The 19,339-nt window shown below is 65.8% G+C and carries 23 protein-coding genes; 12 read left to right on the forward strand and 11 right to left on the reverse strand.

What is annotated here, in order from left to right:
• Positions 1 to 39 precede the first annotated feature (39 nt).
• Complete coding sequence (ubiA, locus tag I8N54_RS17395) at positions 40 to 999, reverse strand: 4-hydroxybenzoate octaprenyltransferase (protein WP_140196764.1); 960 nt, start codon at positions 997 to 999, stop codon at positions 40 to 42.
• 12 nt (positions 1,000 to 1,011) lie between these two features.
• On the opposite strand from ubiA, the gene I8N54_RS17400 reads away from it, so the two are divergent.
• The 5 genes from I8N54_RS17400 to I8N54_RS17420 all read left to right on the forward strand — a co-directional run bounded on the left by I8N54_RS17400 (position 1,012) and on the right by I8N54_RS17420 (position 4,905).
• A complete protein-coding gene (locus tag I8N54_RS17400) occupies positions 1,012 to 1,728 on the forward strand; it encodes a 16S rRNA (uracil(1498)-N(3))-methyltransferase (protein WP_140196766.1) in 717 nt (238 codons plus the stop codon).
• Entirely contained in the window at positions 1,725 to 2,564 is an 840-nt protein-coding gene (locus I8N54_RS17405; RefSeq protein WP_140196768.1) for a GNAT family N-acetyltransferase, read from the forward strand. The genes I8N54_RS17400 and I8N54_RS17405 overlap by 4 nt, the downstream gene beginning before the upstream one ends.
• The gene (locus I8N54_RS17410; RefSeq protein ID WP_140196770.1) at positions 2,557 to 3,075 is read left to right on the forward strand and encodes a hypothetical protein; all 519 of its coding nucleotides are present in this window, start codon (positions 2,557 to 2,559) and stop codon (positions 3,073 to 3,075) included. The genes I8N54_RS17405 and I8N54_RS17410 overlap by 8 nt, the downstream gene beginning before the upstream one ends.
• Before the next feature lie 96 nt (positions 3,076 to 3,171).
• Positions 3,172 to 4,542 (forward strand): glutamate--cysteine ligase, encoded by a 1,371-nt coding sequence (locus tag I8N54_RS17415; protein WP_140196772.1) that lies wholly within the window; start codon positions 3,172 to 3,174, stop codon positions 4,540 to 4,542.
• A 93-nt stretch (positions 4,543 to 4,635) separates the two neighbouring features.
• Positions 4,636 to 4,905: a hypothetical protein gene (locus I8N54_RS17420; RefSeq protein ID WP_140196774.1), complete on the forward strand. Its 270-nt coding sequence runs from the start codon at positions 4,636 to 4,638 to the stop codon at positions 4,903 to 4,905.
• Positions 4,906 to 4,967: 62 nt separating this feature from the next.
• Here the strand turns inward: I8N54_RS17420 and I8N54_RS17425 are convergent, their stop codons facing one another.
• Complete coding sequence (locus tag I8N54_RS17425) at positions 4,968 to 5,975, reverse strand: membrane protein insertase YidC (RefSeq protein ID WP_140196775.1); 1,008 nt, start codon at positions 5,973 to 5,975, stop codon at positions 4,968 to 4,970.
• Positions 5,976 to 6,004: 29 nt separating this feature from the next.
• Positions 6,005 to 6,475: a transcription elongation factor GreA gene (gene greA / locus I8N54_RS17430; RefSeq protein WP_140196777.1), complete on the reverse strand. Its 471-nt coding sequence runs from the start codon at positions 6,473 to 6,475 to the stop codon at positions 6,005 to 6,007.
• Positions 6,476 to 6,668: 193 nt separating this feature from the next.
• Between greA and I8N54_RS17435 the strand changes: the two genes are divergently transcribed.
• The 3 genes from I8N54_RS17435 (at position 6,669) to I8N54_RS17445 (ending at position 11,018) form a co-directional block, all read left to right on the forward strand.
• Positions 6,669 to 8,318: an electron transfer flavoprotein-ubiquinone oxidoreductase gene (locus tag I8N54_RS17435; RefSeq protein WP_140196779.1), complete on the forward strand. Its 1,650-nt coding sequence runs from the start codon at positions 6,669 to 6,671 to the stop codon at positions 8,316 to 8,318.
• A 131-nt stretch (positions 8,319 to 8,449) separates the two neighbouring features.
• Positions 8,450 to 10,153, forward strand: a complete 1,704-nt coding sequence (locus I8N54_RS17440; RefSeq protein WP_140196781.1) for a tetratricopeptide repeat protein — start codon at positions 8,450 to 8,452, stop codon at positions 10,151 to 10,153.
• Positions 10,137 to 11,018: a 4-(cytidine 5'-diphospho)-2-C-methyl-D-erythritol kinase gene (locus I8N54_RS17445; protein WP_140196783.1), complete on the forward strand. Its 882-nt coding sequence runs from the start codon at positions 10,137 to 10,139 to the stop codon at positions 11,016 to 11,018. Before I8N54_RS17440 ends, I8N54_RS17445 begins: the two co-directional genes overlap by 17 nt.
• On the opposite strand, the gene I8N54_RS17450 is transcribed toward I8N54_RS17445, so the two are convergent.
• On the reverse strand, positions 11,011 to 12,009 hold the full coding sequence (locus tag I8N54_RS17450; RefSeq protein WP_140196785.1) for a polyprenyl synthetase family protein: 999 nt from the start codon (positions 12,007 to 12,009) through the stop codon (positions 11,011 to 11,013). The genes I8N54_RS17445 and I8N54_RS17450 overlap by 8 nt on opposite strands.
• Positions 12,010 to 12,059: 50 nt before the next feature.
• Between I8N54_RS17450 and I8N54_RS17455 the strand changes: the two genes are divergently transcribed.
• The 3 genes from I8N54_RS17455 (at position 12,060) to I8N54_RS17465 (ending at position 13,323) form a co-directional block, all read left to right on the forward strand.
• Positions 12,060 to 12,269, forward strand: coding sequence for a putative signal transducing protein (locus I8N54_RS17455; protein WP_140196787.1), 210 nt, complete (start codon positions 12,060 to 12,062; stop codon positions 12,267 to 12,269).
• Between the two features lie 88 nt (positions 12,270 to 12,357).
• A complete protein-coding gene (locus tag I8N54_RS17460; protein ID WP_332872146.1) occupies positions 12,358 to 13,032 on the forward strand; it encodes a tRNA1(Val) (adenine(37)-N6)-methyltransferase in 675 nt (224 codons plus the stop codon).
• A gap of 126 nt (positions 13,033 to 13,158) precedes the next feature.
• Positions 13,159 to 13,323: a YdcH family protein gene (locus tag I8N54_RS17465; RefSeq protein WP_140196791.1), complete on the forward strand. Its 165-nt coding sequence runs from the start codon at positions 13,159 to 13,161 to the stop codon at positions 13,321 to 13,323.
• A 312-nt stretch (positions 13,324 to 13,635) separates the two neighbouring features.
• Here I8N54_RS17465 and phbB read toward each other — a convergent pair whose 3' ends face one another.
• The 4 genes from phbB to I8N54_RS17485 all read right to left on the reverse strand — a co-directional run bounded on the left by phbB (position 13,636) and on the right by I8N54_RS17485 (position 17,390).
• Positions 13,636 to 14,361 (reverse strand): acetoacetyl-CoA reductase, encoded by a 726-nt coding sequence (gene phbB / locus I8N54_RS17470; protein WP_140196793.1) that lies wholly within the window; start codon positions 14,359 to 14,361, stop codon positions 13,636 to 13,638.
• A 25-nt stretch (positions 14,362 to 14,386) separates the two neighbouring features.
• Positions 14,387 to 15,223 carry a patatin-like phospholipase family protein gene (locus I8N54_RS17475; protein ID WP_140196795.1) on the reverse strand — a complete coding sequence of 279 codons (837 nt, stop codon included), beginning with the start codon at positions 15,221 to 15,223 and terminating at the stop codon, positions 14,387 to 14,389.
• Between the two features lie 54 nt (positions 15,224 to 15,277).
• Positions 15,278 to 16,453 carry an acetyl-CoA C-acetyltransferase gene (locus tag I8N54_RS17480; protein ID WP_140196797.1) on the reverse strand — a complete coding sequence of 392 codons (1,176 nt, stop codon included), beginning with the start codon at positions 16,451 to 16,453 and terminating at the stop codon, positions 15,278 to 15,280.
• Between the two features lie 142 nt (positions 16,454 to 16,595).
• Positions 16,596 to 17,390, reverse strand: coding sequence for an EAL domain-containing protein (locus tag I8N54_RS17485; RefSeq protein ID WP_140196799.1), 795 nt, complete (start codon positions 17,388 to 17,390; stop codon positions 16,596 to 16,598).
• 82 nt (positions 17,391 to 17,472) lie between these two features.
• Here I8N54_RS17485 and I8N54_RS17490 point away from each other — a divergent pair, with 82 nt between their 5' ends.
• Positions 17,473 to 18,039, forward strand: a complete 567-nt coding sequence (locus I8N54_RS17490) for a DNA-3-methyladenine glycosylase I (RefSeq protein ID WP_140196801.1) — start codon at positions 17,473 to 17,475, stop codon at positions 18,037 to 18,039.
• A 3-nt stretch (positions 18,040 to 18,042) separates the two neighbouring features.
• Here the strand turns inward: I8N54_RS17490 and I8N54_RS17495 are convergent, their stop codons facing one another.
• From I8N54_RS17495 to pgsA, 3 genes are read right to left on the reverse strand one after another with little or no spacing between them, the layout of a single operon-like run.
• Entirely contained in the window at positions 18,043 to 18,483 is a 441-nt protein-coding gene (locus I8N54_RS17495; protein WP_140196802.1) for a molybdenum cofactor biosynthesis protein MoaE, read from the reverse strand.
• Entirely contained in the window at positions 18,483 to 18,731 is a 249-nt protein-coding gene (gene moaD, locus I8N54_RS17500) for a molybdopterin converting factor subunit 1 (protein WP_140196804.1), read from the reverse strand. Before moaD ends, I8N54_RS17495 begins: the two co-directional genes overlap by 1 nt.
• The gene (gene pgsA, locus I8N54_RS17505) at positions 18,728 to 19,306 is read right to left on the reverse strand and encodes a CDP-diacylglycerol--glycerol-3-phosphate 3-phosphatidyltransferase (protein WP_140196806.1); all 579 of its coding nucleotides are present in this window, start codon (positions 19,304 to 19,306) and stop codon (positions 18,728 to 18,730) included. The genes moaD and pgsA overlap by 4 nt, the downstream gene beginning before the upstream one ends.
• Between the last annotated feature and the right edge of the window lie 33 nt (positions 19,307 to 19,339).

Genomic DNA, 19,339 nt, shown 5'->3' on the forward strand with positions numbered 1-19,339 from the left:
GGGTCCGGTATCATTATTCCCGCTGCCCCCTCGCTGCAATCAGACCAGCCCGGCGACGGCGAAAAACAGCACCGGGATCAGGCCGGCATTCCGGTTCGATCGAAACAGCGCCAACAGCCTGTCATTGTTGGTCGAATCGAAGCGGACGAGCTGCCACGTCAGGTGCCAGCCCATCGCCCAGCAGCCGCAGACGGCGATCACAAGACTGAGCACGCTGCGGTCGATCGTCGCGAGGATCGTGGCGAAGCTCAGGAGAATCACCGTACCCACGAGGAATCGCCGGAGCCACGTCGGAGCCGTGTCGCCGAACAGCCGGGCGGTGGATTTCACCCCGATCAGCGCGTCGTCCTCCGCATCCTGGTAGGCGTAGACGGTGTCGTAGAACAGCGTCCAGCAGATGCCGCCGATGTAGGCCACGACCGCAGGCCAGCCGAGATACCCGGTCGTCGCCGTGAAGGTCAGCAGCGCGCCCCAGTTGAAGGCGAGGCCGAGGAACACCTGCGGCCACCATGTGAAGCGCTTGGCGAAGGGATAGACCGCGACCGGCAGGATCGACAGGAAGCCGAGCAGGATCGCCGGCCAGTTGAAGGTCAGCAGGATCAGCAAGGCGACCAGCGACTGCGCCAGCATCCAGCCGAGCGCCATGCGCACCTTAACCTGCCCCGACGGAATCGGCCGCTTCGCCGTGCGCGACACAGATCCGTCGATGTCGCGGTCGGTGATGTCGTTCCAGGTGCAGCCCGCACCGCGCATCAGAACCGCTCCGATGGCGCAGCCGATCCCGATCCAGAGGTCGTATATCGTGAAGCTGCCCTTCTGCAGTGCGCCGAGGCCGAGCCCCCACCAACAGGGCAGCAGCAACAGCCACGTCCCGATCGGCCGGTCGATCCGGCTCAGGCGCAAGTAGGGCCGAAGCGCTGCGGGTGCCTTGTGGTCCACCCAGTTGCCCTTGACCGCGTCGGCGACGCTATCGTCTGGAACCGCCCTCTCGTCGGTCATATGGTCCACCCCATGTCCGATGTCCGGCTCTGTGTAGACCACCCCCTGCAGGAGGGGCAAACCATTCCGCTCTCGCGGGAGCAGGCGCATTATCTGTTTGGCGTCATGCGCTTAGCTGTGGGTGCGCAGATCATGCTGTTCAATTCCCGCGATGGCGAGTGGCGTGCGGAGGTCGCGGAGGCCGGCAAGCGTGGCGGGACGCTGGCGCTGGCGGAGCAGACCATGCCGCTGCGGATGCCCCCCGATGTCTGGATGATGTTCGCCCCGGTGAAGAAGGCTCGCACCGATTTCATCGTCGAAAAGGCGGTGGAAATGGGCGCCCGGCGCATCTGCCCGGTACAGACCGAATTCACCAACTCGGAACGGATTCGCCGTGATCGCCTGCAGGCCCACGCGACCGAAGCCGCCGAGCAGTGCGGAGCGACTTTCGTGCCGGAGGTCGACGATCTGGTCCGCCTCGACCGGCGGCTTGCCGACTGGCCCGGCGACCGGCGGCTGATGTTCTGCGACGAGGCGATGGATGGCGATGCCGGCCTGCCCGAAGCCGCTCCCGGTCCCTGGGCGATCCTGATCGGGCCGGAGGGCGGCTTTTCCGAGCGTGAACGGGCGAGCCTGCGCGGCGCGGCCTTCGCGGTGCCGGTCAGCCTTGGCCCCCGGATCCTGCGGGCCGACACGGCCTCTGTCGCGGCGATGACGCTCTGGCAGTCGAAACTTGGAGACTGGCAATGAGACGCGTGACGACCGTGGACCTTCCTGCTGTCGAGGCGTTCCTGCGCACACGGCTGCCACTTGCGATGTTCCAGCTGTCGAACCTCGACCGGTTCGGGCTCGACGGCGACCACGCCTACGCGCCCCGGATGTGGGTGGCCGAGCGGGACGGACAGGTGTCCGACGTGCTCACTGTCGCGACGAACGGGACGGTCATGCCCGCTCTCACGTCTGGCGACTGGCAGGCGGCGGCAGAGGTTCTGGACGGTATGGAGATCACCGCCGTGCTCGGCCCGGCGCAGGAAGCGCGTCCGATGATGAAAGCCGCCGGCCTTGATGGCGGCGAGACCGCGATCGACAACGACGAACCGCAGTTCGCGCTGGACCTCGCGCAACTGGTGATTCCGGATGGGCCGGGCACCCTTCGTCCGCTGGCGGCCGCCGACCGGGACCAGATGATCCGCTGGCGCGCGGATTACGAGATCGAAGCACTCGGCTCCGACGCCGAGACAGCCGAGGTCGAGGGCCGGGCGTCCTATGAGGGCTACATCGCCGCCGGGTCCCACCGGGTCCTGATGGAGGGCGGCACCGCGCTCGCCACCACCGGCTTCAACGCGCGGCTGCCCGACGCGGTGCAGATCGGCGGCGTCTACACCCCGCCCGAGTTGCGCCGCAAGGGTCACGCCCGCCGCGCTGTCGCGCTCCACCTCGAGGAAGCCCGCGACGGTGGTGCGACGGAAGCCACGCTTTTCGCGGCGAGCGAGAACGCCGCACGCGCGTACATTGCGCTCGGTTTCGAGCGAATCGGCGACTGGACCCTCTGCCTCTACCGGACGCCGCAGGTGGCCCGTGCGTGACCTGATCCGCCCGGAAGTCCGCACCGTCCTGCGCAAATGGAGCGAGGTGATCCTCGCCGGCCTGATCGCGCTGGTCGGCCTCTGGTGGGGCCTCGGCAGCTTCGGCATCGTCCGCTGGATCGGCTGGACGCTGGTCGTGGTCGGCGCGGGACTGGCGGTTGCCGCGCTCCAGCGGATGCGGTTCGCCCAAGGCGGCGGCGGTGCCGGAATCGTGACGATCGACGAACGTCGCGTCGTCTATTACGGCCCGTTCGACGGAGGCGTCGCCGACTTCGACCTGCTCTCGCGGCTGGAGCTCGACCCGGGCGCGAGCGGCGAAGCCTCGTGGCGCCTGACCTCCGAGACCGGTGAAACACTTGCGATTCCGGTCAATGCCGAAGGTGCTGACGGGCTGTTCGACCTGTTCGCCGCGCTCCCCGGCATCCACACCGAAGAGATGCTGGAGGCGCTGCGCAACCGCCCCGACAGGAGCGTGGTCGTCTGGGAGGCGCCGCAACGTCGGTTGCATTGATGCGCAGCCTCCGGCACGTCGCCGCACATTGACACCTGCCGCGCGTGACGCCACGAGAGAACCGCTCGTAACGGCAAATCAACGGAGCCCTCGTCCATGTCGATACCTCAGTCCGGCGGCGGCCCGATCGAAAGCCGCGACCAGCTTGCCGCCTATCTCGAAGCCGGCTGCCGGCCCAAGGAAGACTGGCGCATCGGCACCGAGCACGAGAAGTTCGGCTACTGCCGCGACAGCCTCCTGCCCCTGCCCTACGACGGCGAGCGGTCTATTCATGCCGTGCTCCAGGGCCTGCGCGACGCCTACGGCTGGCTCCCGGTGGAAGAGGCCGGCAAGCTCATCGGTCTCGAGAAGGACGGCGCAAACGTCAGCCTCGAACCCGGCGGCGCGCTGGAACTGTCGGGGGCTCCGCTCGAGACGATCCACCAGACCTGCGACGAGGTGAACAACCACCTGCGCGAGGTAAAGGACATCGCCGACAAGATCGGCGTCGGCTTCATCGGTCTCGGCGCCGCGCCGGACTGGACGCACGAGCAGATGCCGCTGATGCCGAAGGGCCGCTACAAGCTGATGGACGCCTACATGCAGCGCGTCGGCACGACCGGCCGGATCATGATGCGGCGCACCTGCACGGTGCAGGTGAACCTCGATTTCGGCTCCGAGGCGGACATGGTGAAGAAATTCCGTGTCGCGCTCGCACTGCAGCCTGTCGCGACGGCGCTGTTCGCCAATTCGCCCTTCTTCGAAGGCAAGGTGAACGGGCTGAAGAGCTTCCGCTCGCGCGTCTGGCGCGATCTCGACGCCGACCGGACGGGTATGCTTCCCTTCGTGTTCGAGGACGGCTTCGGGTTCGAGCGTTACGTCGACTACGCGCTCGATGTGCCGATGTATTTCGTCTATCGCGACGGCGAGTATGTCGATGCGCTCGGCCAGTCGTTCCGCGACTTCCTGAAGGGCGAGCTGCCGGCGCTGCCGGGAGAAATTCCGACGCTCAGCGACTGGGCCGATCACCTGACGACGATTTTCCCCGAGGCCCGGCTGAAGAAGTTCATCGAGATGCGCGGCGCGGACGGTGGCCCGTGGCGCCGGCTCTGCGCCCTGCCCGCGCTGTGGGTTGGCCTGCTCTACGATCAGGGCTCGCTCGACGCGGCATGGGACCTCGCCAAGGACTGGGACGCCGAGACGCGCGAAGCGTGGCGGGTCGAAGCTTCGATCGGCGGGCTCGACGCGGAAGTCGGGGGCGTGAAGATGAAGGACCTCGCGACCGAGGTCGTCGCCATCGCGCGCGAAGGTTTGAAACGCCGGGCACGTCCCGGGCTGGGCGGCATGGTCGCGGACGAGCGTCACTTCCTCCACGCGCTCGAGGACAGCCTCGAGACCGGGCAGACGCAGGCGGACGAGTTGCTGGCGCTCTACCACGGCGAGTGGAACGGCGACCTGAGCCGCATCTACCCGGAATTCAGCTACTAGGCCGCCACCGAGGTCAGGCTTTCGCTACTTTCTGCCCTGCGCCGCCTCGCGCAGGGTGCTTCCACGTGAAATTTCCAATGCGTGGAGCACAAGATGCGCGATTTTTTCATCAACGCCTTTGAAAAGCTGGTGGGCGTTCTCGTCATTCTCATGATCATCGGGGTGGTGCTGGCGACAGCCGGAGCGGCGACGGGCATGTATTCGCAAATGCCGGGCGCGCCGTCGCCGATCATCGCCGCGATCATGGTGTTCGTCGGTGGCAGCCTCTACGTGATCCTGTTCGCAGGGCTGATGTATCTCGGGCTCGGCATCTACCAGAACACCCGCCGGACCGCCGAGGCGCTCGCCAAGGGCCCGCTCTGAGCGGCGGCGCAGGCAAGCCCGAACATTGCGGCAAGGCCCGATCTTGGGCCTTGCCCTTCCCGTCAGTCGAAAGTCCCGGCGACCCGGCCGAGCAGCATGAACGCCCGTGACGTACGAGTGTCCGACAGGGCGACGACTTCCTCGTCGCTCGCTTCCTTTTCGAACGTGACGAGCGCCTGATCGAACTTGCGCAGGAAGTGGTGCGCGGCATCGCGGAAGATCGTGTCCTCCCGCATCCGCCCGGCCGTAAGCGCGAGGCTCGACCTGTCGCGCACGCCGCCCAGCGCCGCGATGGCGCGGCCGCGCTCACCGTTGGCGAAGCGCCGCCAGACTTCGGGCCGGGCCAGATCCGGATGCAGGTCATCCATGTAGATGCCGTCCTGGCTGAGCAGGGTCAGAACGTCCTGGCTGCTGCGGATCAGCTGGCGGGCATTACGGTCCTTCAATGCCGCACGCAGCGCCGCGAAGCCGGCCTCGTCCCGTTCGTTGTCGGGAAAGTTCAGCGCCCGGATCAGGTCGCCGCGCGGCAGGTCCGGGCCGGGGTCCTCGGCCGTGCCGCCGAAGGCGAGGCTCGGCTGTTCTTCCGCCGGCGGGCGTTCGGAGATTCTCGCTGGCGGTACCGTCCGGCGCTGTTGCGTGCGGGCGGTGGCGAAGGTCGCGACCGCCGGCTCCGACTTGACGGCGGCCTGCGCGATCTCGGTCAGGCGACGCTCGATCGACTGGTCGAGCGTCCCGCTGCCACGTTGACGGTCCTCGATATATGACTTTCGCAGCGCGTCGATTGCTGCCTGAAGGCGGGCACTTTCCTCGCGCATGATGCGGCTCGACCGCATGGCAGAGGCACCGACCCAGATCATCGCAACCGGCAGGAAGATCGCCATAAGCGTGAGGACGAAGCGCAGCGGATCGCTGCCCTCCCCTGACGGGGCGAGCATGAAAAACCCGGCGACGACCGCGATCCAGAGCAGGCTCAGCAGGATCGCGCCCAGTTCGACGGGCGTCACGCTGCCGCCGTCCGGCCCGGTGGAGGCCGCAAGGGGGCTGCGATCCGATTTGGTTTGCTCATTCATGCCGAGCAAGCCCTTTCCCGAACGGGATGTCAGACGTAGGACACCTTGAGGATCTCGTAGGCGCGATCACCACCCGGCGTCCGGACTTCCACGCTATCACCCTCTTCCTTGCCTATCAGGGCACGGGCGAGCGGCGATTTCATGTTCAGCTTGCCGTTCTCGATGTCGGCCTCGTACTCGCCGACGATCTGGTAGGTCCGCTCTTCGTCGGTGTCCTCGTCGACCAGCTCGACGGTCGCGCCGAACTTGACCGGGCCGGACATGCGCGTGACCTCGATCACGTCGGCAAGCGACATCACACCTTCGAGCTCCTTTATGCGCCCTTCGATGAACGACTGCTTTTCCTTGGCGGAATGGTACTCGGCGTTCTCGCTGAGGTCGCCGTGCTCACGCGCTTCGGAGATCGCCCGGATGATCTCCGGACGTTCGACCGATTTCAGGTGCTTCAGCTCTGCATCCAGCTTCGTGAAGCCGGCACGGGTCAGCGGTATCTTTTCCATGATGCGCTATGCTCGCAGTCGGAGTGGACGTTCAATCGGACGTTCATAACGTGGTCCGCGCCGGGAGTGTCAAGTGCAGGGACCGCTCTTTCGCGACGTGAGGGTGGGACGCCCGGTCGCGATTGCGCCGGTGAAGCGTGTTCTGTAACCGTGATCCGCAATTATCTTGCGCCGGAAAGCGAAAGGGCACCCGATGGCCGAAATCGAACGCGAGACGATGGAATTCGACGTGGTGATCGTCGGTGCGGGGCCTGCTGGCCTGTCCGCCGCGATCCGGCTCAAGCAGCTCGACGCCGACCTCAATGTCGTCGTGCTGGAGAAGGGCTCAGAGGTCGGGGCGCACATCCTGTCGGGCGCCGTGCTCGATCCCTGCGCGCTGAACGAGCTGATCCCCGACTGGCAGGAAAAGGGCGCGCCGATCACTGTCCCGGTGAAGCGCGACCAGTTCTACATCTTGGGCGAAGCCGGCGCCGCGCGGGTGCCGAACATCGCCATGCCGCCGCTGATGAACAACCACGGCAACTACATCGTCTCGATGGGCAACGTCTGCCGCTGGATGGCCGAGCAGGCCGAGGAGCTCGGCGTCGAGATCTTCCCCGGCTTCGCCTGCTCCGAGCTGGTGTTCGACGAGTCCGGCACCGTGAAAGGTGTCGTCGCCGGTGTCATGGGCCTGAACCCCGACGGCACGCCGGGCCCGAACTACGAGCCGGGGATGGAGCTGCACGGCAAGTATGTCTTCCTGTCCGAAGGCGTGCGCGGGAGCCTGTCGAAACAGGTGATCGAAAAGTACGACCTCGCCGCCGGATCCGAGCCGCAGAAATACGGTCTCGGCATGAAGGAAATCTGGGAGATCGACCCGGAGAAGCACCGCGAAGGCACCGTGACGCACACGATGGGCTGGCCGCTCGGCGGCAATGCCGGCGGCGGCTCCTTCATCTATCACCTTGACAACAATCAGGTTTACGTCGGCTTCGTCGTCCATCTGAACTACAAGAATCCCTACCTGTTCCCCTACATGGAATTCCAGCGGTTCAAGCATCACCCGATGGTCGCCGAGCTGCTGAAGGGCGGCAAGCGCGTCGCCTACGGTGCCCGCGCGATCACGGAGGGTGGCTGGCAGTCCATCCCGCAGACCGCCTTCCCCGGCGGCGTCCTGCTCGGCTGTTCCGCGGGGCTGGTGAACGTTCCCCGCATCAAGGGCAACCACAATGCGATGTACTCGGGCATCCATGCCGCCGAAGCCGCCGTTGAGGCGCTGAAGGCAGGGCGTGAGAGCGATGTGCTCACCGAATACGACACCGCCCTGAAGTCCGGGCCGGTCGCCGCCGACCTGAAGAAGGTACGCAACGTGAAGCCGTTCTGGTCGAAGTACGGCCTGACCGCGTCTCTCGCGCTTGGCGGGGTCGACATGTGGGTGAACAACCTCTTCGGCTTCTCGCCCTTCGGCACGCAGAAACACGGCAAGTCCGACGCGGCCGCGACGGAGCCGGCGGCCAGTCACAAGCCGATCGACTATCCCAAGCCCGACGGCGTCCTGTCCTTCGACCGGCTGACCAACGTGAGCTTCTCGATGACGAACCACGAGGAAAGCCAGCCGTCGCACCTCAAACTCAAGGACCCGGCGATTCCGGTGGCGAAAAACCTGCCCGAATACGCGGGCCCCTCGGCGAGATATTGCCCGGCCGGCGTGTATGAATTCGTCGGTGAAGGGGCGGACACGAAGTTCCAGATCAACTTCCAGAACTGCGTTCACTGCAAGACCTGCGACATCAAGGATCCCGCGCAGAATATCGTCTGGACCACGCCGCAGGGCGGAGACGGACCAAACTATCCCAATATGTAGGCAGTTGGGCGCCGGCAGCGCCCAACCTGTGCATCAATCCGCCTCCGGTAGAATTGTGAACACCGGACGGATTGATGCGCTCGCGACTGTTCGTCTAACCTCGCCTGACAGGACAAGAACGGGACAGTGACGTGAGAAAGAGCAGCCTTTGGGGCACGGCCATGGCCGTCGTGCTCAGCCTCTCGACGACTTACACCGCCACCGCTGAAGGAAACTCGGGGGCCTACCTCGCGGGGCAGCACGCCGCGCATGAGGGGGACTTCCGCTCGGCGGCCCGGTATTTCACGACTGCCCACCAACATGACCGGGACAATCCGTACCTGATCGAGAATGCGATCGCCGCGCTCGCCGCGCTTGGCGACTTCGATCAGGCGGCCGAACTGTCCGTTACCGCGCGCGACCTTGGCGTCTCGAGCCAGATCGCCAACATGGTCACGCTGACCGCCGCCGCGAAGGCGGGCAACTGGGACGCGATCTTCACCGCGATCGAGAACGGCCAGAGCGTCGGGCCGCTGGTCGACGGGCTGGTGCAGGCCTGGGCCTTCATCGGCAAGGGTGAGGCGGGCAATGCCGCCGACGCCTTCGACGCCGTCGCGGCTTCGCCGGGCCTCCGCTACTTCGGCATGTATCACAAGGCGCTTGGCTATGCCGTCACCGGCGACTTCGAATCGGCGGAAGGCGTTCTCTCGCTCTCGCCCGAGCAGGGGATGCAGCGCACGCGGCGGTCCACCATCTTGCGCGCCGAAGTGTTGAGCCACCTTGGCCGCAACGGAGAAGCGATCCAGCTGATCGACGCCAGCTTCGGCGCCAGCATCGATCCCGGCCTGACCTTGCTTCGCGACGCGCTGGAGAAGGGCGACGCCGTGCCGCTGTCGATCGCCGCCGACCCGAAGGAAGGTTTCGCGGAGGTCTTCTTTTCCGTCGCCAGCGCCGTCGATGGCGAGGTCGCCGACAGCTATACGCTGCTCTACACCCGCGTCGCGCAGTTCATGTCGCCGAACCACGACGAGGCGACGCTGAAGTCGGCGGAGCTTCTGGAACGGCTCGACCGGTTTCAGCTTGCCAGCGAAGCCTACGACAGCGTGCCGGAGACGAGCCCCGCGTTCCTCGCGGCGGAGCTTGGCCGCGCCAGCGCCCTGCGTGAGGCCGGCGACCAGGAAGAAGCGGTGGTCGTGCTTCAGGCACTGGTCGAAGAGCACAACACGGCGATGGTGCAGGCCTCGCTCGGCGATGTGCTCCGCCAACTTGGCCGCTACGATGAATCGAACGAAGCCTATACACAGGCCCTCGCCCTCAGTGATGAGAACAGCCCGTCCCGCTGGTTCGTGCATTACACCCGCGGCATCACGTATGAGCGGCTCGGCCAGTGGGAACAGGCGGAGGCCGACTTCCGCACGGCGCTCGAACTTGAGCCGGGTCAACCGCAGGTCCTGAACTACCTCGGCTATTCGCTGGTCGAGAACGACAGCAACCTCGACGAAGCGCTCGACATGATCCGCACCGCCGCCGAGGCGCGTCCCGAGAACGGGTCGATTGCCGACAGCCTGGGATGGGTGCTCTACCGCCTCGGCCGTTACGACGAAGCGGTGGTCGAGCTGGAACGCGCGGCGGAGCTCGATCCGATGCACGCGGTGATCATCGATCACCTCGGCGACGCCTACTGGGCCGTCGGTCGCAAGACCGAAGCACATTTCATGTGGCGGCGCGCCTTCTCCTTCAAGCCGGAGGACGACGTCGCGGCGCGCATTCAAGACAAGCTTGAACATGGACTCGATGTCGTGCTCGAACGCGAGGGTACGACACTGATCCGAGTGGCCCATGGCGATAGCCAATAGACCGGGTGATCCCCTCCGGATTACCGCCCCTGCCAAGGTAAACCTCACGCTGCACGTCACCGGGCAGCGTGCGGGTGGCTATCACGACCTCGACAGCCTCGTCGCCTTCGCCGGCATCGGGGACGAGATCACTGCGCGCCCGTCGACGGACCTGAGCATCCATGTCACCGGTCAGTTCGCGGAAGGTGTCCCGGCGGACGAGACGAACCTCGTCTACCGCGCCGCGGAAGCCTACCGGGAGCGCCACCAGGTCGCTGTCGGCGCAGCGCTGACCCTCGACAAGGTGCTGCCGCATGCCGCCGGCCTGGGCAGCGGATCCTCCGATGCCGCCGTAACGTTGCAGCTCCTGTCGAAACTCTGGTCCGTGCCGCCGCTGGAACATGGCGACCCGATCCTCGCCTCGCTCGGCGCGGATGTGCCGGTCTGTTATGCCGGCCCTGCCCCGCTCAGGATGAGCGGGATCGGCGATCGCCTGTCCTACCTGCCGAAGCTGCCCGATTTCGCGCTCGTCCTTGTCAATCCGCGAGTCAGCGTGCCGACGGCGGAGTGCTTCGAAGCGATGGAAAAGCGGAACAATCCCGAGATGGACGCCGTGCCGCACGACCTAGATTTCGACGGTCTGTGCGAATGGCTGAACCGTCAGCGTAACGACATGACCGCCGCCGCGACCGGAATCGCGCCCGAGATCGGCACCGCGCTGGATCGGCTGCGCCGCCAGCCACTTGTGAAATACGCCACGATGTCCGGGTCCGGCGCGACCTGCGTCGGCGTGGTCAAGGACATGGACCACGCCCGCCGCGCCGCGCGCGCGATGCAGGTGGCCGAGATGAGCTGGTGGGTCGCCCCGGCGCCGGTGCTCAGCTGATCCGGGCCACGACGTAGTCGGCCAGGTCGGCGAGCATGACCTTAAGTTCGCTGTCGGGCAGCACGGCCAGTGCCTCTTTCGCCCGCTGCGACCATGCGATCGCCTCAGACCGAGTCGCTTCCAATGCTCCGTGCTTGCCAAGCAGACCGATGGCCGTCTCAAGGTCGCCGTCTTCCTGCTTGCCACGCTCGATCGTGCGCTGCCAGAAGGCCCGTTCCTCGTCGTCGGCGGCGGCCACCGCCTTGATCACCGGCAGCGTGATCTTCCGCTCACGGAAGTCGTCGCCGACGTTCTTGCCGGTCGCATCCGTGCCCCAGTAGTCGAGCAGGTCGTCGACGATCTGGAAGGAAATGCCGAGCGCGTCGCCGTAGTCCCGCAGCGCCGTCACCGTCGCCTCGTCCTGCCCGGCGATCACGCCCCCGACTTCGGTCGCGGCAGAGAACAGCGCGGCGGTCTTGCCGCGGATCACGCGCAGGTAGATCTCTTCGCTGGTCGACAGGTTCCGGGCAGCGGTGAGCTGCAGAACCTCGCCCTCGGAGATCGTCGCGGACGCGGCGCTGAGGATGCGCAGCACCTCGAGGTTGCCGCACTCGACCATCAACAGGAACGATCCCGCGAACAGGTAATCCCCGACGAGGACCGAGCTCTTGTTGTCCCACAGCAGGTTCGCCGTCGGGCGACCGCGCCGCTGCGCGCTCTCGTCGACCACGTCGTCATGCAGCAGCGTCGCGGTGTGGATGAACTCCACCGTCGCGGCGAGGTGGATATGATATGGCCCGTCGTAGCCACAGAGCCGGGCCGCCGCGAGCGTCAGCATCGGGCGCAGGCGCTTGCCGCCGGCCTCGACAAGGTGGGCGGTGACTTCGGGAATGCGCGGCGCATGTTCCGACGCCATCCGCTCCCGGATCAGCGCGTTGACCGCCGTCAACTCTTCCGACAGTGCGTCTGCGAGCCGCTCGTGGGGCTTGCTGGCGGCATGATCGAGGCTCATGATTTTCCTCGTGATAGACTTCGGCGCCTCGGCACATTAGGTCAGATCGAATGAAAGAACTGCTCCGCAGCAACGATCCGACCGTAATTGCCTTCGCCAAGGCCTTGCTTGGCGGCGAGGGTATAGACTGCTTCGAGATGGACGTAAACATGAGCGTCCTCGAGGGATCCATCGGCATTTTGCCACGGCGGCTGATGGTCGCGTCCGCGGACTACGACCGCGCCGCACGTGCCATGCGGGACAATGACATCGAGCTTTGAACCGGCTCCGGAGGTGCCGCTGACCTGCGACGCCTTCCTGGGCGGCCGACTGAGGATCTGGCAGCCCGCGCAGGGATACAGGGCCGGTGTGGACCCCATCCTACTCGCCGCCGCGGTGCGCGCCCTGCCCGGCCAGTCCGTACTGGAGCTTGGCTGTGGCGTGGGTACCGCCATCCTCGCCCTTGCCAGCCGTATACCCGGCGCCCGCTGCGATGCGCTCGAGATCCAGCCTTTCTATGCCGATCTGGCCCGGCGCAACGCGGTCGAGAACGGTCTGGCGCTGAACGTGGCGGTCGGCGACGTCGCGCAGCCGCCGGTCGAGGTTCGGTCCCACAGCTACGACCAGGTCCTGATGAACCCGCCCTATTTCGAGAGCCGCTTCGGCACCGGGTCGGCGGATACCGGCAGGGACGTCGCGCTGCGCGGTCCAGCCCCGATGGCCGCGTGGATCGAGACGGCGGTGCGCCGCCTGTCGCCGAAAGGTGAACTGACACTCATCCAGCGAATCGAACGTCTGCCGGAAACGCTTGCCGCACTGGACAGCCGGATGGGGCGGGTGCAGGTCCTGCCGCTCGCCGCGCGGGCCGACAGGGCGCCGCATCTCTTTATTCTGAAGGCCCGGAAAGGTGCGCGGACGCCGTTCGAGCTTTGCCCGCCGCTCGTCATGCATGACGGTGCGCGCCACCTTCAGGATGGTGACGACTACCGCCCCGAAATCCGCGCGGTCCTGCGCGAAGGGGCAGAATTGTCTTTTCCACATTAATGTTTCGGCAAGGATTGGATGATTATCCTCGGCGATGCGCGGTGCGCTGCCGTGCAGCGTGACAGATTCATGAAACTGTGCTGCACTGGCAATGCTACCAGCAACAGCCCCATTGAGGAGACGCCCATGAGCTTGAGTTCTCACCTTGTCGAGCTGAAGAAGAAGCACCAGACCCTCTCGGACGCCGTGGAAGCGGCGCAGAGAAGCCCCTCCACAGACGATCTCGAAGTTGCGACGCTGAAGAAACAGAAGCTCCAGATCAAGGAACAGATCCAGAGGCTTTCCGCCTGACTTCCTGATCTTCGGAACAGCTGTCGAGGCCGCCCTGGCGGCCTCGGCCCAGTTGCCCGGACCATTCCTCACATCATCGACCGATCCGGCAGCCTTGCACCTGATGCAATGACGGGCTGCAGCATGAGCGTTTGCTGCATTGCAGCGTCAGGCGCATATTGCGGCGAGGGAGGCGACCACAGACAGGAATGAGCCCATGTTCGAGACAGTCACCGACGCCCGCACCCGCAATGCGATCCGTGCCGCGCACCAGGCCCGTGGCCAGATGATACGCGACACGGTTACTCGCATCTTCAGCCGCCGGAAGTAACCTCAGACCAAGTACTGGCCACCGTTCGCGGTCAGGGTCGAGCCGGTGATGAAGCCGGCATCCTCAGACGCGAGGAAGACCACGCAGCGCGCAACCTCTTCCGCCTCGCCGAGGCGGCCGACCGGAATCGCGGGCAGGATCACCTCGTTCATCACCTTTTCAGGAATCGTGCTCATCATCTCGGTGTTGATGTAACCCGGTGCGATGACGTTCACGGTGATCCCGGCCCGTGCGCCCTCCTGCGCGAGCGCCTTGGTAAAGCCGATGTCGCCGGCCTTCGCGGCGGCGTAGTTGGCCTGCGCGAACTGGCCCTTCTGACCGTTGATCGACGAGATGCTGATGACGCGCCCGAACTTGCGCTCGCGCATACCGGGCCAGACGTTGTGCGTCATGTTGAAGAGCCCGCTGAGGTTGGTGTCGATCACCTCGGTCCACTGCTGCGGCGTCATCCGATGGAACGGTGCGTCGCGAGTGATGCCGGCATTGTTGACCAGAACCTCGACCGGGCCCATCGCCTCCTCGACTTCGGCGATGCCGGCCTTGCAGGCCTCGTAGTCCGAAACGTCCCACTTGAACGTGCGGATCCCGGTTTCGTCCGTGAAGGCCCTCGCCTTCTCGTCGTTGCCCGCGTAGGTCGCCGCGACGTCGTATCCCGCCTCCTTCAGCGCCTTGCTGATTGCTGCGCCGATGCCGCGGCTGCCCCCGGTAACGAGTGCGGTGCGTGCCATGTTGTCTCCTCCCATGGTCCGGATTTCAGTATCCGTTTTCCTTCAGAAATCGCCGGCCATCCTCCACACCGGCGTCCCAAGTGTCGCGCAGTTTCTGCGGATCCGTGAAGTCTATCTTGTCGGCCGGTGTCTCGGCCCCCGGTTGGATGTAGAAACGCCCCTCCACGGGCTCCAGCCCATCGTAGACGCGGGTCAGCATCACGAGGGTTTCGCCCTCGTGCGGATCAGGCATCGGCGCCTGGTCCGACATGCCGCCGTCGATCACGGGCTTGCCGTTCCAGAGCGGCGGCTCGAAGACAGGCGGGATCGTTGCGGCGGCGCAGACGAGATCAAGCAGCGTCCCGTCGCGGGCCGCCTGGTTCGCATTCACGAAGGTTGTGGTGACACCGAACTTCTCCGCCCAAGAGAAATGGGGCGAACCGACAGAGTGCAATTCCGCCTCGTAGGCGACCGCCGCGGCGCTGCCGGACCACTTCGGTGCCTTGTGAACCGGCGGGTGACCGATGAGGATCTGTGCCGGGCGCCCTTCAGCCACGTCGCGCAGGACGTGGTCGTCGATGACCTGCGCCATCGCTTCGCGATACATGCGCTGGTGCGGGGTCAGCCCGTCCTCGCCCATGGAGTCCCAGGCGATGTTGGTGTCCCGATCCGCGAACCGGTCGCACATCACGTCCAGCACCTGAGGCCCACGGCGCGACATGAAGCCGACCAGCGTCATCGCTCCGCCCGAAACGCCGGCCAGGCGATCGGGCTCGAGCCCAATCACATCGCGCACCTCGTCGAGGAAACCGCCCTGCCAGAAACAGCGCAGCCCCCCGCCGGAGAAGACGAGCTGATCGAAGCGGGGGAGTGTTCCGGCCATGGCGAACTTCCGGCGGGTCTGAAACCCGCCGGTCCTTGGGTCATCTATCCGGGCTCAGGGACGCTCGAGACACATGGCGACGCCCATGCCGCCGCCGATGCAGAGCGTGGCGAGGCCCTTCTTCGCACCGCGCCGCTTCATCTCGAACAGCAGGGTGTTGAGGACGCGCGCGCCCGAGGCCCCGATCGGGTGACCGATGGCGATTGCGCCGCCGTTGACGTTCACGATGGACGGGTCCCAGCCCATGTCCTTGTTCACGGCACAGGCCTGCGCTGCGAACGCCTCGTTCGCTTCGACGAGGTCGAGGTCGTCGACGGACCAGCCCGCCTTTTCCAGCGCCTTGCGGCTCGCCGGGATCGGGCCGGTGCCCATGATCGACGGGTCGAGGCCGGCCGTCGCGTAGGATGCAATCCGGGCCAGCGGTTCGATCCCGCGCTTCTCGGCCTCGTCGGCGGACATCAGCAGTGCACCGGCGGCGCCGTCATTGATGCCGGACGCGTTGGCGGCGGTAACCGTTCCGTCCTTCGTGAAGGCCGGGCGCAGCTTCTGCATCCCTTCGATGGTCGCGCCGTGGCGGATATACTCGTCTTTGTCGACGACCGTGTCGCCCTTGCGGCCCTTGATCGTGTAGGCGATGACCTCGTCGTCGAACTTGCCGGCGTTCTGCGCGGCCTCGGCCTTGTTCTGAGAGGCGAGGGCGAATTCGTCCTGCTGTTCGCGGGTGATCTGCCACTGCTCGGCCACGTTCTCCGCCGTCTGGCCCATGTGGTAACCGTTGAAGGCGTCCCACAGGCCGTCGCGGATCATCGTGTCGATGTAGGTGACGTCGCCCATCTTGTGGCCTTGCCGCAGGTTCTGGGCGTGGACCGACATGGACATGTTTTCTTGACCGCCGGCGGCCACGACCGAGGCATCGCCGAGCATGATGTGCTGCGCGCCCAGCGCCACGGCGCGGAGGCCGGAGCCGCAGACCTGGTTGATGCCCCAGGCGGCGCTTTCCTTCGGCAGACCGGCGTTGATGTGGGCCTGACGCGCCGGGTTCTGGCCCTGCGCGGCGGTCAGGACCTGGCCGAGGATCGTCTCGGAGACGTCGGCCTTGTCGATCCCGGCGCGGGCGACGAGCGCCTCAAGTACGGCGGCGCCAAGATCATGCGCGGGGGTATTGGCGAAGCTGCCACCGAAGCTCCCCACGGCGGTCCGGGCGGCGGACGCGATGACGACGTTGGTCATTGAAGTCTCCTCTGCACTTGTGCCGGAGGGGACGTGACGTGCGCCCAAGGGCGGGCCACCCTCCCGCTGTCTGAGGTTCTTGTTAGGGGCTCCGACCTGTCTTCACAACGCGATTCGCGGTGAAGGCACCGTTCCGCCGCCGCTAAAGGGAGAAGCGGGGCGTGCCGATCCAGTACCCCTGCAGGCAATCCATACCGGCCGATCGGAGCCATCCCGCCTCCTCCTCCTTCTCGACGCCGGTGGCGACGGCGAACATGTCGAATTGATGTGCGATGGACAGAAGTGCCTGCACCATGACCTGGTTGTCTGCATCGCGGTGGATGTTGGCGGTGAAGCTGCGGTCCAGTTTCACGAGGTCGAAGTAGAAGCGTTTCAGGTGTCGGAAGGATGTCGCGCCGGACCCGAACTCATCCAGCGCGAAGGCGACGCCGCGCGGCTGCATCTCCTCCATGAAGCGCAGGACCAGTTCCGGCAAAAGCATCGCGGACCGTTCGGTAAGCTCCAAGATCAGCCGCTCGCCAAGCATCGGGTGGCTCGACAGGTTGTCCTCGAGCGTGCGCCGCCAGGCCCGGTCGCCGAGCGACCGCGCGGAAACGTTGACGGAGAGCCGCATCCCGCCGTTCTCCCGCAGCATGTCGAAGGCGAGACGCAGTGCGAGCGTGTCGAGGTCGCGCCCGATCTCCGTCTCTTCGACCGCGTCGATGAAGGCGGCGGCGGGCAGCAATCGGCCGCTGTGATCCTTCAGGCGGATCAGCCCTTCGTAGAAGGCCGTCGCCTCATCCTCCCGTCGCTTGACGGGCTGATAGGTCAGCGCGCAATTGCCCGCCGCGATCGCGGCCGTCACCATCCGGGGCGTATCGAACTCCCGCCAGCCGAGGGCGAAGCTCAACGGATCGGGCGCCTCTCGCGCGACTGAAGTGTCTTCGAATTCGATCATGTCCGGGCCTCCGACCTGTTCTGGCAGACTGGCCTCTCTCCGACTAATCTCCGGTTAAGGTTCGAGTTTTAGGAGTCTCCATATGGAACGTTGTGCCTGGGCCGGGCCGGAACAGATTTACATCGACTACCACGACACCGAGTGGGGTGTGCCCGAACGGGACGCCCGCGCCCTGTGGGAGAAGCTGATACTGGACGGATTCCAGGCCGGGCTGTCGTGGATCACGATTCTCAAGAAGCGCGAGAATTTCCGCAGCGCCTTCGCCGGGTTCGACCCCGAAGTGATCGCATCATGGGGGGAGCCGGAAGTGGCCCGCCTGCTCTCCGATCCCGGCATCATCCGCCACCGGGGCAAGATCGAGGCGACCATCGGGAACGCGCGCGCCTACCTCGCCATCGCGGAGCAGGAAGGGTTCGACCAGTTTCTCTGGAAATATCTCGACGGCACACCGCTTCAGAACAGCTTTGCCACGCAAGCGGAGGTCCCACCGTCGACCGACCTTTCGACGCGAATCTCGAAGGACCTGAGGAAGGCGGGCTTCCGGTTCTGCGGACCGACGATCGTCTACGCGTTCATGGAAGCCTGTGGGCTCGTGAACGACCACCTCGTGACCTGCCACCGGCACGGCCCCTGCGCGGCCATGGCCTGACGCTCACCAGCGGGACAGGGCGTCCTCGTCCGCGGACTTCGACGCCACCCAGTCCTCGCCGTCAGCGGTGACTTCCTTCTTCCAGAAGGGTGCGCGGGACTTGAGGAAGTCCATCAGGAATTCCGCGCTCAGGAAGGCGTCGCCACGGTGTGGCGCAGCTGTGCAGACCATCATGATCAGTTCGTTCGGACCCAGGCGTCCGTAGCGGTGGATGACCAGAGCATCGACCAGGGAGAACCGCGTCATCGCGTCCCCGACCATGTCGCGGATCGCCCGCTCGGTCATGCCGGGGTAATGCTCGATCTCCATGTGAGCGAGGCCACCGGAGACGTCGCGCACGATGCCGGAAAAGCTGACCACCGCACCCGCCCCGTCGACGGAGGCGGTGAAGGCGTTCAGCTCCGCGCCCGCATCGAACGGGTCAGCCTGAACGCGGACCTGCATCAGCCCCCCGTCATCGGGGGGAAGAAGGCCACTTCGCGAACGCCGGAGAGGGAGGCGTCGAACTCCGACAGTTCCTGGTCGAGCGCGACACGCAGCGCGGCGGTGTCGGAGAAAGCGAGGTCATAGCGATCCTCCCGCGCGCGGAGTTCCGCGACGAGGTCGGCGACCGTGGCCGCGTCCGTCTCGACCTGTTCCTTCGGCAGGCCGATCCGCTCCCTCACCCATGCGAAGTAGAGCACGTCGATCATGCCGGCTCCTTCAGGTAAGGCAGCGACTTGCGGAAGTAGTCATAGCCGGTGACCAGCGTAAGCACCGCCGCGATCCAGAGAAGCGTGACCCCCAAACCGCCGACCCACGCCGCCGCTGTATCGGCGCCGTGGTTGATGAAAATGCCTTCGCTGAACAGCACGGCGATGGAGACCATCTGCACGGTGGTTTTCCACTTGGCGAGCACGGTCACCGAAAGCTTCACGCCGCCGCCGACATATTCACGCAGGCCGCTGACGAAGACCTCGCGGAAGACGATCAGCGTGGCCGGCATGACGATCCACGGCGACATGGCCGAATAGCCGGCGATCACCAGCAGGGCGATCAACACCATCGCCTTGTCCGCGATCGGGTCCATGGCAGCGCCAAAGCGCGTCTCCATCCCCCAGGCGCGGGCGAGTCGGCCGTCGATCCAGTCGGTCAGGGCGACCGACGCGAACAGGATCAGCGCCACCCAGTCCGCGAAGGGGCGATTGAAATACAGAAAGATGACCGCGATGCCCGGAGCGGCAATGAGGCGACCGATGGTCAGGATATTCGGGAGGGTCCAGCGCATGGACCTCATCTAGTGCATCTGGTGGGGGCCGGG

The organism is Pelagovum pacificum, assembly GCF_016134045.1.
GTDB classification, from domain to species: domain Bacteria; phylum Pseudomonadota; class Alphaproteobacteria; order Rhodobacterales; family Rhodobacteraceae; genus Oceanicola; species Oceanicola pacificus_A.

Coding starts and splice junctions, on each gene's coding strand:
- moaD (WP_140196804.1), bottom strand. CDS start 18,731: ATGATCGACGTGCTCTACTTCGCATGGGTGAGGGAGCGGATCGGCCTG.
- phbB (WP_140196793.1), bottom strand. CDS start 14,361: ATGGCACGCACCGCACTCGTTACCGGGGGCAGCCGCGGCATCGGCGCA.
- I8N54_RS17450 (WP_140196785.1), bottom strand. CDS start 12,009: ATGAGCCTCGATCATGCCGCCAGCAAGCCCCACGAGCGGCTCGCAGAC.
- I8N54_RS17425 (WP_140196775.1), bottom strand. CDS start 5,975: ATGAATGAGCAAACCAAATCGGATCGCAGCCCCCTTGCGGCCTCCACC.
- I8N54_RS17485 (WP_140196799.1), bottom strand. CDS start 17,390: ATGATCGAATTCGAAGACACTTCAGTCGCGCGAGAGGCGCCCGATCCG.
- I8N54_RS17445 (WP_140196783.1), top strand. CDS start 10,137: ATGGCGATAGCCAATAGACCGGGTGATCCCCTCCGGATTACCGCCCCT.
- I8N54_RS17475 (WP_140196795.1), bottom strand. CDS start 15,223: ATGGCCGGAACACTCCCCCGCTTCGATCAGCTCGTCTTCTCCGGCGGG.
- I8N54_RS17435 (WP_140196779.1), top strand. CDS start 6,669: ATGGCCGAAATCGAACGCGAGACGATGGAATTCGACGTGGTGATCGTC.
- I8N54_RS17405 (WP_140196768.1), top strand. CDS start 1,725: ATGAGACGCGTGACGACCGTGGACCTTCCTGCTGTCGAGGCGTTCCTG.
- I8N54_RS17490 (WP_140196801.1), top strand. CDS start 17,473: ATGGAACGTTGTGCCTGGGCCGGGCCGGAACAGATTTACATCGACTAC.
- I8N54_RS17400 (WP_140196766.1), top strand. CDS start 1,012: ATGTCCGATGTCCGGCTCTGTGTAGACCACCCCCTGCAGGAGGGGCAA.
- greA (WP_140196777.1), bottom strand. CDS start 6,475: ATGGAAAAGATACCGCTGACCCGTGCCGGCTTCACGAAGCTGGATGCA.
- I8N54_RS17465 (WP_140196791.1), top strand. CDS start 13,159: ATGAGCTTGAGTTCTCACCTTGTCGAGCTGAAGAAGAAGCACCAGACC.
- ubiA (WP_140196764.1), bottom strand. CDS start 999: ATGACCGACGAGAGGGCGGTTCCAGACGATAGCGTCGCCGACGCGGTC.
- I8N54_RS17455 (WP_140196787.1), top strand. CDS start 12,060: ATGAAAGAACTGCTCCGCAGCAACGATCCGACCGTAATTGCCTTCGCC.
- I8N54_RS17420 (WP_140196774.1), top strand. CDS start 4,636: ATGCGCGATTTTTTCATCAACGCCTTTGAAAAGCTGGTGGGCGTTCTC.
- I8N54_RS17480 (WP_140196797.1), bottom strand. CDS start 16,453: ATGACCAACGTCGTCATCGCGTCCGCCGCCCGGACCGCCGTGGGGAGC.
- I8N54_RS17415 (WP_140196772.1), top strand. CDS start 3,172: ATGTCGATACCTCAGTCCGGCGGCGGCCCGATCGAAAGCCGCGACCAG.
- pgsA (WP_140196806.1), bottom strand. CDS start 19,306: ATGCGCTGGACCCTCCCGAATATCCTGACCATCGGTCGCCTCATTGCC.
- I8N54_RS17495 (WP_140196802.1), bottom strand. CDS start 18,483: ATGCAGGTCCGCGTTCAGGCTGACCCGTTCGATGCGGGCGCGGAGCTG.